Annotated in this window: 15 protein-coding genes; 12 read left to right on the plus strand and 3 right to left on the minus strand. The window is 59.0% G+C overall.

All coding sequences use genetic code 11. The features are described from left to right. Window positions 1-232 precede the first annotated feature (232 nt). Entirely contained in the window at window positions 233-1,447 is a 1,215-nt protein-coding gene (locus tag FS804_RS00395; RefSeq protein WP_144573948.1) for an NADP-dependent isocitrate dehydrogenase, read from the minus strand. Between the two features lie 214 nt (window positions 1,448-1,661). Here FS804_RS00395 and FS804_RS00400 point away from each other — a divergent pair, with 214 nt between their 5' ends. From FS804_RS00400 to FS804_RS00430, 7 genes are all read left to right on the plus strand, one after another. After that, window positions 1,662-2,192, plus strand: a complete 531-nt coding sequence (locus tag FS804_RS00400; RefSeq protein WP_186376618.1) for a hypothetical protein — start codon at window positions 1,662-1,664, stop codon at window positions 2,190-2,192. Window positions 2,193-2,571: 379 nt separating this feature from the next. Further along, on the plus strand, window positions 2,572-3,405 hold the full coding sequence (locus FS804_RS00405; protein ID WP_063949091.1) for an RNA methyltransferase: 834 nt from the start codon (window positions 2,572-2,574) through the stop codon (window positions 3,403-3,405). Continuing rightward, complete coding sequence (gene murI / locus FS804_RS00410) at window positions 3,389-4,210, plus strand: glutamate racemase (RefSeq protein ID WP_144573949.1); 822 nt, start codon at window positions 3,389-3,391, stop codon at window positions 4,208-4,210. Before FS804_RS00405 ends, murI begins: the two co-directional genes overlap by 17 nt. 392 nt (window positions 4,211-4,602) lie before the next feature. Further along, window positions 4,603-4,842 carry a hypothetical protein gene (locus tag FS804_RS00415; RefSeq protein WP_063948682.1) on the plus strand — a complete coding sequence of 80 codons (240 nt, stop codon included), beginning with the start codon at window positions 4,603-4,605 and terminating at the stop codon, window positions 4,840-4,842. 185 nt (window positions 4,843-5,027) lie between these two features. Next, window positions 5,028-5,663: a LysE family translocator gene (locus FS804_RS00420; protein WP_144573950.1), complete on the plus strand. Its 636-nt coding sequence runs from the start codon at window positions 5,028-5,030 to the stop codon at window positions 5,661-5,663. A gap of 37 nt (window positions 5,664-5,700) precedes the next feature. Next, window positions 5,701-6,594 carry an EamA family transporter gene (locus tag FS804_RS00425; RefSeq protein ID WP_144573951.1) on the plus strand — a complete coding sequence of 298 codons (894 nt, stop codon included), beginning with the start codon at window positions 5,701-5,703 and terminating at the stop codon, window positions 6,592-6,594. Window positions 6,595-6,716: 122 nt separating this feature from the next. Continuing rightward, window positions 6,717-8,234: an ATP-binding protein gene (locus FS804_RS00430; RefSeq protein ID WP_186376719.1), complete on the plus strand. Its 1,518-nt coding sequence runs from the start codon at window positions 6,717-6,719 to the stop codon at window positions 8,232-8,234. 237 nt (window positions 8,235-8,471) lie between these two features. On the opposite strand, the gene FS804_RS00435 is transcribed toward FS804_RS00430, so the two are convergent. Further along, on the minus strand, window positions 8,472-9,455 hold the full coding sequence (locus FS804_RS00435) for a TerC family protein (protein WP_144573953.1): 984 nt from the start codon (window positions 9,453-9,455) through the stop codon (window positions 8,472-8,474). Between the two features lie 450 nt (window positions 9,456-9,905). Here FS804_RS00435 and rpsD point away from each other — a divergent pair, with 450 nt between their 5' ends. From rpsD to FS804_RS00460, 5 genes are all read left to right on the plus strand, one after another. Then, a complete protein-coding gene (gene rpsD, locus FS804_RS00440) occupies window positions 9,906-10,523 on the plus strand; it encodes a 30S ribosomal protein S4 (protein WP_004442465.1) in 618 nt (205 codons plus the stop codon). Window positions 10,524-10,592: 69 nt separating this feature from the next. Continuing rightward, window positions 10,593-11,522, plus strand: a complete 930-nt coding sequence (locus FS804_RS00445; protein WP_144573954.1) for a glutaminase — start codon at window positions 10,593-10,595, stop codon at window positions 11,520-11,522. A gap of 61 nt (window positions 11,523-11,583) precedes the next feature. Then, a complete protein-coding gene (gene ttcA / locus FS804_RS00450) occupies window positions 11,584-12,510 on the plus strand; it encodes a tRNA 2-thiocytidine(32) synthetase TtcA (RefSeq protein WP_371417793.1) in 927 nt (308 codons plus the stop codon). Between the two features lie 16 nt (window positions 12,511-12,526). Next, window positions 12,527-13,354, plus strand: a complete 828-nt coding sequence (locus tag FS804_RS00455; RefSeq protein ID WP_144573955.1) for an inositol monophosphatase family protein — start codon at window positions 12,527-12,529, stop codon at window positions 13,352-13,354. A 30-nt stretch (window positions 13,355-13,384) separates the two neighbouring features. Next, window positions 13,385-14,209: an inositol monophosphatase family protein gene (locus FS804_RS00460; RefSeq protein ID WP_144573956.1), complete on the plus strand. Its 825-nt coding sequence runs from the start codon at window positions 13,385-13,387 to the stop codon at window positions 14,207-14,209. 206 nt (window positions 14,210-14,415) lie between these two features. On the opposite strand, the gene FS804_RS00465 is transcribed toward FS804_RS00460, so the two are convergent. After that, entirely contained in the window at window positions 14,416-15,624 is a 1,209-nt protein-coding gene (locus FS804_RS00465; RefSeq protein WP_144576274.1) for a multidrug effflux MFS transporter, read from the minus strand. Window positions 15,625-15,679 lie beyond the last annotated feature (55 nt).

Below are 15,679 nucleotides of genomic sequence, written 5' to 3' on the forward strand. Positions count from 1 at the left end.
GAAATCGAATTCTGCGCCTAGTACAGAGGCTAATCAAGACAGGCTGAGGAAAAAAACAAATCACACGTTGCGCTGCTCTCGTTTCTATACCAACGCATGGCAGCCATTTGCGATATTAGTTCGCTATATGGTTGTTTATGGTGTCTTTATTGAGCTGTTATTTCATCTATGCCGCGCAAAATAAAAAAAACCCGGCGCTGAGGCCGGGTTTTGATGTTTTTGAAAAGCCGGTTTACGCAGCCATCGCCTTCTTGAGGTTTTCGTCGATTTTGTCGAGGAAAGCGGTGGTGGAGAGCCAGGGCTGGTCGGGTCCGATGAGGAGCGCGAGGTCCTTGGTCATATAGCCGCTTTCGACGGTGTCGACGCAGACGGTCTCGAGCGTCGTCGCGAACTTTGCGAGTTCCGCATTGTCGTCCAGCTTGGCGCGGTGGGCGAGGCCACGGGTCCAGGCGAAGATCGAGGCGATCGAGTTGGTCGAGGTTTCCTGACCCTTCTGGTGCTGACGGTAATGGCGCGTGACCGTGCCGTGTGCAGCTTCGGCTTCGACCGTACGGCCATCGGGAGACAGAAGAACGGAGGTCATCAGGCCGAGCGAGCCGAAGCCCTGCGCAACCGTGTCGGACTGAACGTCGCCGTCGTAGTTCTTGCAGGCCCAGATGTAGCCGCCGGACCACTTCAGCGCGGAAGCGACCATGTCGTCGATCAGGCGGTGCTCATAGGTGATGCCGATTTCGTCGAACTGCGCCTTGAACTCGGTCTGGTAGACTTCTTCGAAGATATCCTTGAAGCGGCCGTCATAGGCCTTGAGGATGGTGTTCTTCGTGGAGAGGTAGACCGGCCACTTGCGCATCAGGCCATAGTTCATGGATGCGCGGGCGAATTCGCGGATGGATTCGTCGAGGTTGTACATGGCGAGAGCCACGCCGGCGCTCGGTGCGTCGAAAACGTCCTTCTCGATGACCTGGCCGTCTTCACCGACGAACTTGATGGTCAGCTTGCCCTTGCCGGGGAACTTGAAGTCGGTTGCCTTGTATTGGTCACCGAAAGCGTGGCGGCCGACAACGATAGGCTTGGTCCAGCCCGGAACGAGGCGCGGAACGTTCTTGCAGATGATCGGCTCGCGGAAGATGACGCCGCCCAGAATGTTGCGGATGGTGCCGTTCGGGCTCTTCCACATCTGCTTCAGGCCGAATTCTTCGACGCGCTGCTCATCGGGGGTGATGGTGGCGCACTTGATGCCGACGCCGTGCTTCTTGATGGCGTGGGCCGCATCGACCGTGACCTGGTCGTTGGTGGCATCGCGGTTTTCAACCGAGAGATCGTAATATTCGATGTCGAGATCGAGGTATGGCAGGATCAGCTTGTCCTTGATGAGCTGCCAGATGATACGGGTCATTTCGTCGCCGTCGAGATCGACGACCGGATTGGCTACCTTGATCTTTGCCATGAATTCCTCACCTTCGAAGCTGTGGCGCCTGTTGACGCCAATAGTCGGAAAAATATCCGGTGCGGCTATAGCATTGCACGCGCTTGAGGCAAAGCCATGGGGGGCGCTTTTTTGGCGCAGCGCAATAACGCTTTGCGCATTGCCAAACCATAATGCCGGAATACAGTCAGGCGAATCGCTTCGCCCGTCTCTGGGCCTCTACCGGGATCACACCATGCGGAAAATTCTGCTTCTCACTGCCGCCGTCCTCTTTTCCCACGCCGCCCTCGCAGCCGGACCCGCCGATCCCGTCCAGAAGGTGATGGATATCACCGTCAAGAATTGGTCCGGCGATGCGGAAAACTGGAAATACATATTCGACGAGGACATGCTGACGAGCCTCTTCAGCAAGGAGTTCGTCGCGCAATACCGTGAAGCCTCCAAGAAGCCGGCATACGAGGCCGAAAGCGGCGAGAAGGGCGATCCCTTCGGTTACGATGTCGTGACCAATTCGCAGGACGGTTGCCCGCTGCAGGATGTGTCCGTGACGGCGGGTGCGGTCAAGGATGGCGTGACTGATGTGACGGCCAAATTCAAGCTCTGGGCCTGCATGGACGAAGCTGAGATGAAGGCGACCGTGGACGAGGTGCATTTCGACGTCATCGAAGAGGATGGCCGTCCTGTCATCAGCGACATCCACCGGGTGGGTGACGAAGGCCGGGATTCGCTGCGCGAGGAGATGGCGAATATCATCAAGGGGGAGTGAGGTCGGCGATAGGAGTATTGGTGCAATTGAAAACATCTCCACCGCTATTCTAGGGCTTGTCCCACTGCTGGCTGGTTTGAATTTCCGGACAGGCTCCGATCCCCTTGGGGCCGGTGGCGAAGGGTCAACATTCACTCGACGTCATCCTCGGCCCTGCGCCGAGGATCCCACCGCGTCGAATGACATCAATACGTTGGCAGACCCTCGGGAAAAGCCCGAGGATGCCGTCGACTGTGAGGTTGCAGCCCTTCATTCATTCGAAAGTCGCCGTTTGCCCGTTCCGACTTTGATTTTATCGCCGATCTGTGCCAGTGAAGCGCGCTTTAAAGTATCGGCGTGAAAGTTGATGCGGCGCTTTCAAGAAAACGGACGAACAACGATGGCAGGCACAAACAGCGAGCTTGAACTTGTGGCGGAAGGCCCGGCGATCATTCTGGTCGAACCGCAACTCGGCGAAAATATCGGCATGGTGGCGCGGGCTATGGCGAATTTCGGTCTTGCCGAATTGCGGCTGGTGAAGCCACGCGATGGCTGGCCGAGCGAGAAGGCGCGGGCCGCGGCCTCCAAGGCTGACCACGTCATTGACGCAACAAAGGTGTTCGAAACGCTGGAAGAGGCGATCAAAGACCTGAATTTTGTTTATGCCACGACCGCGCGCGAGCGTTACGGTTTCAAACCGGTGCGCGCACCTGTTACCGCCGCCGAAACGCTGCGGCAAAAATTCAAGACGGGAGAAAGAACCGGAATCCTGTTCGGGCGCGAGCGCTGGGGGCTGACGAATGAGGAAGTGGCGCTGGCCGACGAGATCGTGACCTTCCCGGTCAATCCCGCCTTTGCTTCGCTCAATATCGCGCAGGCTGTGCTTCTGATGTCCTATGAGTGGATGAAGTCGGGCATGGACGATCTGGGCGAGACGCTGTTCCAGTCCGTCGAGCAGCGGCCTTCGACCAAAGAGCAGGTCTTCGGCCTGTTCGAACACATTGAAGAGGCGCTGGATGCGCGCGGTTATTTCCATCCCGCTGAAAAAAAGCCGAAAATGGTCGACAATCTGCGGGCCGTGCTGTCGAGACGCGGCTTTTCCGAACAGGAAATCAGCGTTTTCCGCGGCGTGATCAATTCGCTCGACCGTTTCCCGCGGCAATGGCCGAAAAAGACGGGCAGGGCAGCGGGGCCGACGGCCGAGGGAGCAGGGGAGAATGCTGAAAACGAGTGAGGCGACGGCCGATGTGCTGAAACCGGTGCTGGTATTCGATTCCGGCATTGGCGGACTGACCGTGCTGCGCGAGGCGCGGGTGCTGATGCCCGAACGCGGCTTCATCTACGTGGCCGACGATGCCGGTTTTCCCTATGGCGGCTGGGAGGAGGAAGCGCTGAGGGCGCGTATTCTCTCGCTGTTCGAAAGGCTGCTTGACGAGTATAGCCCGGAAGTCTGCATCATCGCCTGCAACACCGCCTTTACGCTGGCTGGCGCGGATTTGCGCGCCCGGTTTCCGGACATGACCTTTGTCGGTACCGTGCCCGCGATCAAACCCGCTGCGGAGCGTACCCGCTCGGGTCTCGTTTCCGTGCTGGCAACACCGGGCACCGTCAAGCGCGCTTATACCCGTGATCTCATCCAATCCTTTGCCAGCCAATGTCATGTCCGTCTCGTGGGGTCGGAAAATCTGGCGCGCATGGCGGAGAGCTGGATCAGGGGAGAGCCGATCGCTGACGACGCCGTGCTTGCTGAAATAGAGCCCTGTTTCATTGAGGATGATGGCAAGCGCACGGATATCGTCGTGCTTGCCTGCACCCATTATCCCTTCATGGCCAATGTTTTTCGCCGCCTGGCCCCCTGGCCTGTCGATTGGCTCGATCCTGCCGAGGCGATTGCGCGGCGTGCGCGCCATCTGGTGCCGCTGCCGCAGGATGCCGAACACCCAGAAGGTTTCGACTTTGCCGCCTTCACGTCAGGCAAGCCGGATTTTGCCACGCGGCGGCTGATGCAGGGATTTGGTCTCAGCGTTTCCGCGCGCTGACTTTGCAGGCCAAAGTCTCTGTTGCATTTTTGCATCGTGTTCTCTGATCTTATGCAATTCGAGATTGCGGCCTCTTGTCGCATCGGATTTCCTGTGTAAGATGCTCATTGTCTGTAACCGCTATAAATGGAGGCGTGAAATGACCAATGACATGAATATGCGCCTTAACGGCATGTCTGGCTTTTCCGGCGTGGTCTTTAGCGGTTATGTGGTGCGCCGCATCGCGCTCCGATAAGGCTTATGGCCTGATTTCCCAGCCGTTTGGCATTTTCTCTTCGTCTGACATGTGACCTGCGCGTTCGCGTGGCGTGATTGTCGCGCCCGTCGTTTCGTCCTGTCGTTTTTCATCGATAAAGGACCTGGACGCCTAGCTGCGCCGGGATGGATTTCCCATGCAAAATGATCAACCATTGGTAGCATATGCGCTGCCGGATGCCGTCGACCGCCTCTTCGTTACATTCGGCGTCTGGAAAACCCTCAAAGCGGTTCTCATTGCCGCTGTGGTGCCCCGTGCGCCGCCGACCGATCCCGCCGATCTGCCGGAACGTCTTCTGGTAGATATCGGCCTTGAACCATCGCGGGTGAAGCGGCGACGCGAATGGGAAGTCCCTCCCTGGGCGCCGCGGTTTTGACGGGGTAGCCTCTCCCGTGCAGACAGGCGGGAGGGGCCGTAGCGAATTCTAACCGACGACGGCGAAGAAAATCCTGCAGGGACGTTTTTCGGGTTGTTACAAGAGAGCTGCGCGGTTTGTAAAATCGGCTTGAAGCGAAACATTTTCCGTGGCTTGCTCGACAGATTGGATAAAGGAGACTCATCATGCCACTGGAGAACTGGCTGGCCTTCGTGGCCGCATCTGCCATCATGCTCGCCATTCCGGGACCGACCATCCTGCTGGTCATTTCTTATGCGCTGGGCCATGGCCGCAAGGCGAGTACTGCGACGGTGACAGGGGTGGCGCTTGGCGATTTTACCGCCATGACCGCCTCGATGCTCGGGCTTGGGGCGTTGCTGGCCACATCGGCGGCGCTTTTCACCGGTCTGAAATGGATCGGGGCGGCCTATCTCATCTATCTCGGCATCAAGCTGTGGCGGTCGCCGGTCGGTGACGCGGCCGATGGTTCCAAGGTGACCGGCCGCGAGCGGCCGCTGAAAATCTTCCTGCACGCCTATATCGTCACGGCGCTGAACCCGAAGAGCATCGTGTTTTTCGTGGCCTTCCTGCCGCAGTTTCTGGTGCCGACGCTGCCGTTCTGGCCGCAGGTGTTGATTTTCGAAGTGACCTTCCTTGTGCTTGCCACCGTCAATGCGGCCCTTTATGGACTTCTGGCAAGTGTCGCCCGCAACACGATCCGCAAGCCGCGGGTTCAGCGCATCGTCAACCGCACGGGCGGCGGTCTCCTTGTTGGCGCTGGCCTCATTACCTTCGGCTGGAAGAGGGCGGTTGCATCGTAAGGCACCTCTTGCTTGCCTGAAATTCGGACATAACAAAATGGCATTGCCGCATATATTCCTCGCCCTGATCACCGTGTTTTTGTGGGGCTTCAACTTCGTCGCCATCAAGATTGGCGTCATGGATATGCCGCCTTTGTTTCTGACGGGTGTGCGTTATCTCTTTGCGGCGGTGCCCCTGGTGTTCTTCCTGCGGAAACCCAATGTGCCGTGGCGGCACATGATCGTATACGGCATGGCCATGGGCTTCGTGCAGTTCGGCCTGCTTTACCCGGCCATCAAGCTCGGCCTGCCGGCGGGGCTTGCTTCGCTCGTCATGCAGTCGCAGGCCTTCTTCACGCTGGCGCTTGCTGTGGTGTTCCTCGGTGAACGGCCATTGCCGTCGCAAATCCTCGGCGCAATCATCGCTTTTGGCGGGCTGGCGGTCATCGGCGTGGAGCGCATGACGGCGGCAGCGCTGGTCCCGCTTCTGATGGGCGTCGGTTCGGCGATTGCCTGGGCCTGCGGAAACATCGTCAATCGCCGCATCGGCCAGGTCAATGCTGTGTCCTTCGTTGCCTGGACGAGCCTTGTACCTGTTTTGCCGCTGATCCTGCTGTCGCTCGTGGTGGAGGGACCTCAAGCGATTGCCGCAGGGGTGGTGAATGCCACGCCGACCATGGCGTTTGTTGTGATCTACATGGCCTATGGCGCGACGATAGTCGGCGCTGGTATCTGGAGTTATCTGCTGCTGCGGTATCCGGCTGGAACCGTCGCGCCGTTTTCGCTGCTGGTGCCTGTGGTCGGGTTCATCAGCGCCTATTTCGCCTTTGACGAACACATAACCGTTTTCGAAATCATCGGCGCAGCACTGGTCATTCTTGGGCTGGCGCTCAACGTCTTCGGTCGTCGCATCGGCATTTCACGCTTTTGGGTCAGGTCTCCGCAGGGCTGAGCGTGAATTGCCTGTGCATTATCGGCACGGATGAGACGCAAGAGCCGATTTTTTGGTAAAGAGCATTTTCGGCCGAGCCTCAGGGAATCGGCCGGACGGTATCCAGCATGAGGAATGGAACATTGCAGGTCGGCATCGACATGGGAACTCTATCGGGCGGGCAGCAGGCCAAGCTCGATATTGAAGAATTGCTTGCGACGCGCCTGCTGGTGCAGGGCAATTCCGGTTCCGGCAAGTCGCACCTTCTGCGCCGGCTGTTGGAGCAATCGGCGCCATGGGTGCAGCAGGTCATCATCGATCCCGAAGGTGATTTCGTAACTTTGTCCGATAAATTTGGTCATGTGGTGGTGGATGGCGAGCGCACGGAGGCCGAACTCGCCGGCATTGCCAACCGCATTCGCCAGCACCGCGTCTCCTGCGTGCTGACGCTCGAAGGGCTTGATATCGAGCAGCAGATGCGCGCGGCCGCCGCTTTCCTCAATGGCCTGTTCGATGCCGATCGCGAATTCTGGTATCCTGTGCTTGTGGTGGTGGACGAAGCGCAGATGTTTGCGCCCTCCGTTGCTGGTGAAGTCACGGAAGATGCCCGCAAGGCCTCGCTTGGCGCGATGACCAATCTCATGTGCCGTGGCCGTAAACGTGGTCTTGCCGGCGTCATCGCCACGCAGCGATTGGCCAAGCTTGCCAAGAACGTGGCGGCGGAAGCCTCGAACTTCCTGATGGGCCGAACCTTTCTCGACATCGACATGGCGCGTGCCGCTGATCTGCTCGGCATGGATCGGCGGCAGGCGGAAATGTTTCGCGATCTTCAGCGCGGCAATTTCGTGGCGCTCGGCCCGGCGCTATCGCGCCGTCCGCTGCCCATCGTCATCGGTGCGGTGGAAACCTCGGCGCGCTCCTCTTCACCGAAGCTGATGCCGCTGCCGGATGCTCCACAGGACGTCGAAGACCTGATTTTTACGCCGGACCCGGAAGAGTTCACGCGCGCTGCCGTGCGCCGCACGCCGCCCGCGCCCCGTCCGACCACGGATATTCTGGCAGAGCTTTCCCGCTCCACGCCCGCCGCAGTCGGCCCAACACCTGAGCAATCGCCGCGCGCAGGCCAGCCGGAAATGACGCCGGAGGAGCGCGAGGAAAAGATTTCGGCGGTTCTCGTTGAAATTCTCGACGACCCGCAATCGGCCTATCGCACGGACGCGGTCCTCTACCAGGACTTTCTGGTGCGCGCCCGTATGCGCCGCATTCCCGGAACGCCGATGACGCTGGCGGAATTCCGCCGGCAGGTGGCGATTGCTCGCTCCGGCGTGGATGCGGAGATGGCGGCAAGCGAAGGCTGGCAAAAGGCACTGGAGCTTTCGACCTCGGTTTCCGATGACCTGCAGGGTGTCTTCCTGTTGCTGGTCAAGGCGGCGCTTGGCGAAGAGCCTTGCCCGTCGGATGCCCGGATCGCCCGCGCCTATGGCACCCACTCCGCCCGCCGCGCGCGGCGTCTGCTCGGTTATTTCGAGGAGAAGGAGCTTGTGGTGGTCCATGCCGATTTCTCCGGCAAGCGGATCGTGGCATTTCCCGATCTCGACGCAAAAACCGCACCCGGCGATGCGGATGCGGCTGAGGATGATGCGAGACTGGCGGCTGAGTGAAGTTGATAGGGTTCCTTCATGGAATAACCTTTCCGTCATGCCGGGCTTGATCCGGCATCCAGCCGCGGCGCGTCTGCGCCGGGAGAAGAGTCTAACGCGATCAAGGACTTGATCGCGCTGGACCCCGGATCAGGTCCGGGGTGACGGCATATGTATTGTGTGTTGGTGCCAGACTTGTCCTTAACGGACGCTCTTCATCAATTTGAGGCGGCACAATCGCCGCCTCCTTGCTCATCCTTACTCGATGACCTTCGCTTCTTTCCGCGTCGCGATCAGCGAACCGATGATGCCGGTTGCGAGGATGGCGACGGTGACGCCAAGCGAGATGGCCGGCGGGATCTTGGCGATGCCGAGCATGTCGGCCACGAAAATCTTCGAACCCACGAAGACCAGAACCGCAGCCAATGCATATTTCAGATAAGCGAAGCGGTGGATCAGGGCTGCGAGTGCGAAGTAGAGGGCGCGCAGACCGAGGATCGCGAAGATGTTCGAGGTGTAGACGATAAAGGGATCGGTGGTGATCGCGAAGATCGCCGGGATCGAATCGACCGCGAAGATCAGGTCGGCGATTTCGACCATGATGAGCGCCAGGAAGAGCGGCGTCACGAAGGTCTTCAGCTTGCCCGTGGCTGCATCGGTTTCCTTGACGAAGAATTTCTCGCCATGCAGCCTGTTTGTCACGGGCAGGTGGCTGCGCAGGAATTTCAGGATGCGGTTATTGCCGATATCGTTCTCGTCATGATCGGAGGAGAACAGCATCTTGAGGCCCGTGAAAACGAGGAAGGCCGCGAAGAGATAAAGCACCCAATGGAAGTTTTCGACAATGGCCGCGCCGCCGGCGATCATGATGCCGCGCAGGACGATGACGCCGAGGATGCCCCAGAGCAGCACGCGGTGCTGATATTGTCGGGGAATGGCGAAGTAGGAGAAGATCATGGCGATGATGAAGATATTGTCCATCGCCAGGCTTTTTTCGACCACGAAGCCGGTCACATATTCCATCGCCGACTGCTGGCCGGACTGATACCAGATCCAGCCGCCAAAGGCCAAGCCGATGACAATATAGAAGCCTGACATCAGCAGGCTTTCACGAACGCCGATTTCCTTGGAGTTTTTATGCAGCACGCCTAGATCGAGCGCGAGCAGGCCAAGAACGAGGGAAATAAAGACAGCCCACATCCAGGTGGGTGTGCCGAGAAAATCCGATAGAAAAAAGTCCATCAGTCAACCTTTAGCCGGACGAGGTTGGCTTTACGGATGGGGAACGTGTGTCAAAAATATACGTGGGCCCCATCCTTAACAAACTCGACATCACGTGTTGTCCGGTAACACGCCAGAGGGGCCCGAGTTCTGATCACGATGGAGAGATGGGTGGGCACTTTCGCTTTTCAAGAGGAGACCTCAGAAAAAGCGAAAAGCCTTGTTTGACAAAACCGTGAAAGCTCTGTAGAAGCCGCCCCAACGCCGGGCAGTGATGTCCGGTGTGTTTTGTTGACTGCCCTGCAGTTTAAGAACTGACGTTCGGCGGTCAATATCACCGACATGTCCCGTGGTTTCTCCATTTGCATGTGAGAAGCCTGTCAGAGGCCCTGAAACGGGCTTCAGAGGAGGGCGTGTTTCCTTAAACCGGTCTGGCAACAGGCCGGCTTAACCTTTTGAGAAGGAAATACGATGAGCAAGCGCGAATCGGCTAAGTATAAAATTGACCGCCGCATGGGCGAAAACATCTGGGGCCGTCCGAAGTCCCCGGTTAACCGCCGCGAATACGGCCCGGGCCAGCACGGCCAGCGCCGCAAGGGCAAGATGAGCGACTTCGGCACGCAGTTGCGCGCCAAGCAGAAGCTCAAGGGCTACTACGGCGAACTGCGCGAAAAGCAGTTCCGCGCTACCTTCGACGAAGCAAACCGTCGCAAGGGCGATACTTCTGAAAACCTGATCGGCCTGCTCGAGTCGCGTCTGGACGCCATCGTCTACCGCGCCAAGTTCGTTCCGACCGTTTTCGCCTCGCGTCAGTTCATCAACCATGGCCACGTCACGGTTAACGGCGTTCGCGTCAACATCGGTTCCTACCGCTGCAAGCCGGGCGACGTTATCGAAGTTCGTCAGAAGTCCAAGCAGCTCGTCACCGTTCTGGAAGCCGTTCAGCTCGCTGAGCGTGACGTTCCCGACTACATCGAAGTTGACCACAACAAGATGGTTGCGACCTACGCCCGCGTTCCGTCGCTTTCTGACGTGCCTTACCCGGTCGTCATGGAACCGCATCTGGTCGTCGAATTCTACTCGCGTTAATCGACGCGTTTCAGTATTGAGAAAGCCGCCCTTCGGGGCGGCTTTTTTGTTTGCTGGGGAAGGCTTTGCATGCAGGACATTCAGGGTATCGTCGATTCCATCCATGACAGCATGCTGCCGAGGCTGGGCGAGGGGAAGGTCGCGGATTACATTCCCGAACTCGCCAAAGTCGATCCCAACCAGTTCGGTATCGCCATCACCACGGTCGATGGAACGACTTATACGGCCGGCGATGCGCTGACACCGTTTTCAATCCAGAGCATTTCCAAGGTCTTCATGCTGACGCTTGCGCTCGGCAAGGCCGGTGAGACGGTGTGGAACCGGGTGGGGCGCGAACCGTCCGGATCGTCGTTCAACTCCATCGTCCAACTGGAGCACGAGCACGGAATCCCGCGCAATCCCTTCGTGAACGCCGGTGCTATCGTGGTGACGGATATCGTTCTTTCCGGCCATCAGCCGCGTGAGGCGATCGGCGAGCTTCTGCGTTTTGTCCGTTATCTCGCCGATGACGATACGATCAGCATCGACGATACGGTGGCGAAATCGGAGCAGGCGACGGGTTTCCGCAATTTCGCGCTCGCCAATTTCATGCGTTCTTTCGGCAATCTGCATCATCCCGTGGAATATACGCTCGGCGTTTATTTCCATCAGTGCGCACTATCCATGACCTGCGCGCAGTTGTCCCGGGCTGGCCTGTTTCTGGCCAATCGCGGCCGTAACCCGCTCACCGGGCACACGGTCGTCTCGGACCGTCGTGCGCGACGTATCAATGCGCTGATGCTGACCTGCGGCCACTATGACGGATCGGGTGATTTCGCCTATCATGTCGGCCTGCCGGGCAAGAGCGGCGTCGGCGGCGGCATCATGGCCGTGGCGCCGGGCAAGGCTTCGATTGCGGTCTGGTCGCCGGGCCTCAACAAGGTCGGCAATTCGGCGCTCGGGTCACAGGCGCTGGAATTGCTGGCGACGAAAACCGGCTGGTCCGTATTCGGGGCTTGATCTTACCGGCGTATGGGGGCATTGCCTGCATGAAGAACGGCAGTCGTGCCGGAGCGAGCGGATGATGAACATTCTCACCAGGATCGATGACATCGCGGAGAAAGTCGGGGCAGATCAGGAACCGCCGGAAGAGAGCGGTAACTCGCATCCGCTGTTCGACAACGCGCCGCGATCGGTCTCGTTCAACAAGCTGCGCAAGCGGCTGCTGCGCAATGTGCGCCAGGCATTTGAAGATTTCGGCATGCTGGAGGGCCAGAAGCGCTGGCTGGTCGGCCTTTCCGGCGGCAAGGACAGTTACGGTCTTCTGGCGCTGCTGCTTGATCTCAAATGGCGCGGCCTGCTGCCCGTTGAACTGATTGCCTGCAATCTCGATCAGGGACAGCCGAACTTCCCAAAGCATGTCCTGCCAGAGTATCTGGCGAAGATCGGCGTTGCCCATCGCATCGAGTATCGCGACACCTATTCGGTGGTGAAGGAGAAGGTGCCCTCCGGCGGCACCTATTGTTCGCTCTGTTCGCGGCTCAGGCGCGGCAATCTCTACCGCATTGCGCGGGAGGAGGGCTGCGACGCACTGCTGCTCGGCCATCACCGTGAGGATATTCTCGAAACCTTCTTCATGAACTTCTTCCATGGCGGCCGTCTGGCGGGCATGCCGGCGAAGCTTCTGAATGACGAGGGCGACCTGATGGTCATGCGGCCGCTTGCCTATTGCGCCGAAGAGGACATGGCGAAATTTGCGGCCGCAATGGAGTTTCCAATCATTCCCTGCGACCTTTGCGGCTCGCAGGACGGGCTTCAGCGCAATGCCATGAAGGAAATGCTGGCGGACATCGAGCGGCGTATGCCGGGCCGCAAGGATGTGATGCTGCGGGCGCTTGCGCATGTGAACCCTTCGCATCTCCTCGATCCCAAGCTTTTTGATTTTTCGGCGCTTTCTGTCACGGGGGCGTCATCTGAAGAGCCTAGGGAGGCCCACCCTCCCTTATGAAGAAGTACCCTTCGCGATGACCCTTTCCGATAAAGATATCGATTTCCTCATTTCCACCGTTGCCGCAGCCGGTACGGATGAGATCATGCCCCGCTTCAGGAACCTGAGCGCTGGCGCCATCTCCGAAAAGACATCCGCCGTCGACCTTGTCACCGAGGCCGATATTCTCGCCGAGAAGGTGATTACCGCCGCGCTGCTTCAGCGATTTCCCAAGGCGCATATTGTCGGCGAGGAGACCTATGAGGCTGACCCATCAGTCATTCCCGCCCTTGCCGATGCACCGCTCGCCTTCGTGATCGACCCAATCGATGGCACGTTCAATTATGCTGCCGGTTTTCCCGCCTTTGGCACGTTGCTTGCGGTCACCGTGAAAGGTGAAACGGTTGCGGGCATCATTCACGATCCCGTCATGGGCGATACAATCGTCGCACTGAAAGGCGAGGGTGCCCATCTTCACCGAAAGGACGGCTCGCAGGCAAAGCTGAAGGTCGCCGATGCCGCCCCGCTCTCCGATATGGTCGGCATTTTCTCGTGGGGCCACAGCCATCCCGATCGCCGGCCGGTGATCGCCGCCAATATGGCGAAGATCAAGATGGCATTGTCGCTCAACTGCTCGGCGCATGAATACTGGCTCGCCTCGGCTGGCAAGCTGCATTTCATCGGCCACGAAAAGCTGATGCCATGGGATCATCTCGCCGGTGTTCTCATTCACCAGGAAGCCGGCGGCTACACGGCGCGATTCGACGCGACGCCCTATCGGCCCGGCCACACCGCCGGCGGCATCCTGTCGGCTCCCGACAAGGAGAGCTGGAAGATGCTGCGCCGGGAAATCGTCGCTTTATAAGACTGACGCTCAGAAGGAAGGATATCGCCCATGGCCATCGAACTCGACATCGCCTCTCTTGCCAATGCACTCCAGGAGGCGGCGGCCGTGGAAATCCTGCCCCGGTTCCGCAATCTCGGCGAGGGCGATGTCAGGATAAAGTCCGAGGCGATCGATCTCGTGACAGAAGCCGACGAGGCCGCCGAGCGGCTGATCCGGGCTCGCGTGCAGGAGATCATGCCCGATGCGCTGTTCGTCGGTGAAGAGGCTGTGGCGGCGGATGCTTCACTGCTCGGCAAGCTGGCCGATGCCGATCTGGCTGTCGTGGTCGATCCCATCGACGGCACCTACAACTTTGCGTCCGGCCTGCCGCTCTTTGGCGTGATGATGAGCGTCATCTCCAAGGGTGAGACCGTTGCCGGTCTGATCTTCGACCCCATGGGCAATGACTGGGCGATTGCCGAAAAGGGCTCCGGCGCATGGCTGTGCAGTGCCGATGGTTCGCAGACGCAAATGTCGGTCGTGCCGGCGCCGGAATTGTCGCAGATGGTCGGCATCGCCAATACCGGCTATTTCGACGTGGAGACACGGCGAAAGATCTTGATGAATCTCGCCGATGTGCGGCTTTTCACCAGCTATCGCTGTGCGGCGCACGAATACCGGCTGTTCTGCGGCGGCCACATGCATTTCCTGATGTATAACAAGCTGATGCCGTGGGACCACCTGGCCGGCACGTTGATCTCGCAGGAATCGGGCGCCTATGCCGCTCGCCTCGACGGTTCGCCCTATCTGCCGCGCCATCTGGATGGCGGGCTGTTGCTTGCGCCTGACCAGCAGACATGGGAATTGTTGCGGGAGAAGATTTTCACGGTGTGAGGTGGCCGATTGGGCCGGCCGGCAAGGCTTTCTCGCGTCATGCCGGACTAGATCGGCATCCACGGGGAAAGACTCTTTTCAGCCCAAGGACTTGGGCTGGCTGGAGCCCGTATCGGGTCCGAAGTGACGGAATGCGTAGGACGTGAACCGTCAGACAAAAAGGGCGCGGAACAGAATTCCGCGCCCTTTGTCATTTCTGGGTAACATCAGTGCGTGGGCTTGTTATGCGCCTGAAACAGCACACCCTTTTCGCCGATCAGCACGAAGATCAGGCCGATGATCGAAACGATGAAGAAACCCGCGACCATCGGCAGGGCCGTGCCATCGAAGGCTTGGCCGATAGCGGCGCCGATCAGCGAACCGCCGACGGTTCCCATGAAGCCGATGACCGAAGAGGCGGTGCCGGCGACGTGGCCAAGAGGTTCCATGGCGAGTGAGTTGAAGTTCGAGCCGATCCAGCCGAACTGAAACATGGCAAGCGCAAAGAACACGATGAAGATGGCAAACGGCATCGGTTCCGGACCGATCATCTGCACCACCAGCCAAAGGAAGGTGATGGCGATGAAGCCGAGCAGGGAGCCGTGCGAGAGCTTGCGCATGCCTATCCGGCCAACCAGCTTCGCATTGATGAAGGACGAGAAGGCCATGAACAGGGCAACGCCAGCAAAAGCCGCCGCAAACCACGCGCCAAGGCCATAGATGCCCTTATAGACCTGCTCGGCCGAGTTGATGAAGCCGAACAGCGCACCGAAGATGAAGGTGCTCGACAGCGTGTAACAGAGCGCGATGCGGTTGGTGAGCACGATCTTGAAGCCGGCGAGCACCGAACGGGCAGTGAAGGGCCTGACATCATCCGGATGCAACGTTTCCGGCAGGCGGAAATACATCCACGTCGTTACGATGGCAGCAATGCCGGCCATGAAGGCGAAGATGAGGTGCCAGTTGCCGAAGAAGAGCACGATCTGGCCGGTGCCAGGTGCGATGACCGGAACGACCATGAAGACCATCATGATCAGCGACATGACTTCCGCCATCTGCCGGCCGCCGTAAATATCACGCACGATCGAGATGGTGATGACGCGTGTTGCCGCCGAGCCAATGCCCTGAATGAAGCGCAGGAACAGCAGACCCGAGAAGGACGGTACGAAAACAACGGCGATCGCTGAAACGATGTAGATCGCAAGACCAAAAAGCATTGGCTTGCGACGCCCGAAACGGTCCGAAATCGGCCCATAGAGGAGTTGAGCAATGCCGAAGCCAAGAAGGTAGGCGGATATGACGTATTGGCGATGGTTCTCGTTCTCGACGCCCAGCGAGGCGCCGATTTGCTGAAGACCGGGGAGCATGATGTCGATGGCGAGCGCATTGAGCGCCATCAGCATGGCGGCGAGCGCAATGAATTCCGTGCGCCCCATCGAGCCAGCGCGCGACGTGGTGGATTGTGAAAGTTCTGTCACAGGATTGCCCCAA

It is taken from the genome of Agrobacterium sp. DE0009, from assembly GCF_007680755.1.
GTDB lineage: Bacteria > Pseudomonadota > Alphaproteobacteria > Rhizobiales > Rhizobiaceae > Agrobacterium > Agrobacterium tumefaciens_B.

Coding starts and splice junctions, on each gene's coding strand:
- FS804_RS00460 (WP_144573956.1), top strand. CDS start 13,385: ATGGCCATCGAACTCGACATCGCCTCTCTTGCCAATGCACTCCAGGAG.
- FS804_RS00420 (WP_144573950.1), top strand. CDS start 5,028: ATGCCACTGGAGAACTGGCTGGCCTTCGTGGCCGCATCTGCCATCATG.
- FS804_RS00435 (WP_144573953.1), bottom strand. CDS start 9,455: ATGGACTTTTTTCTATCGGATTTTCTCGGCACACCCACCTGGATGTGG.
- FS804_RS00395 (WP_144573948.1), bottom strand. CDS start 1,447: ATGGCAAAGATCAAGGTAGCCAATCCGGTCGTCGATCTCGACGGCGAC.
- FS804_RS00455 (WP_144573955.1), top strand. CDS start 12,527: ATGACCCTTTCCGATAAAGATATCGATTTCCTCATTTCCACCGTTGCC.
- FS804_RS00400 (WP_186376618.1), top strand. CDS start 1,662: ATGCGGAAAATTCTGCTTCTCACTGCCGCCGTCCTCTTTTCCCACGCC.
- FS804_RS00465 (WP_144576274.1), bottom strand. CDS start 15,624: ATGGGGCGCACGGAATTCATTGCGCTCGCCGCCATGCTGATGGCGCTC.
- FS804_RS00405 (WP_063949091.1), top strand. CDS start 2,572: ATGGCAGGCACAAACAGCGAGCTTGAACTTGTGGCGGAAGGCCCGGCG.
- ttcA (WP_371417793.1), top strand. CDS start 11,584: ATGATGAACATTCTCACCAGGATCGATGACATCGCGGAGAAAGTCGGG.
- murI (WP_144573949.1), top strand. CDS start 3,389: ATGCTGAAAACGAGTGAGGCGACGGCCGATGTGCTGAAACCGGTGCTG.
- FS804_RS00415 (WP_063948682.1), top strand. CDS start 4,603: ATGCAAAATGATCAACCATTGGTAGCATATGCGCTGCCGGATGCCGTC.
- FS804_RS00445 (WP_144573954.1), top strand. CDS start 10,593: ATGCAGGACATTCAGGGTATCGTCGATTCCATCCATGACAGCATGCTG.
- FS804_RS00425 (WP_144573951.1), top strand. CDS start 5,701: ATGGCATTGCCGCATATATTCCTCGCCCTGATCACCGTGTTTTTGTGG.
- rpsD (WP_004442465.1), top strand. CDS start 9,906: ATGAGCAAGCGCGAATCGGCTAAGTATAAAATTGACCGCCGCATGGGC.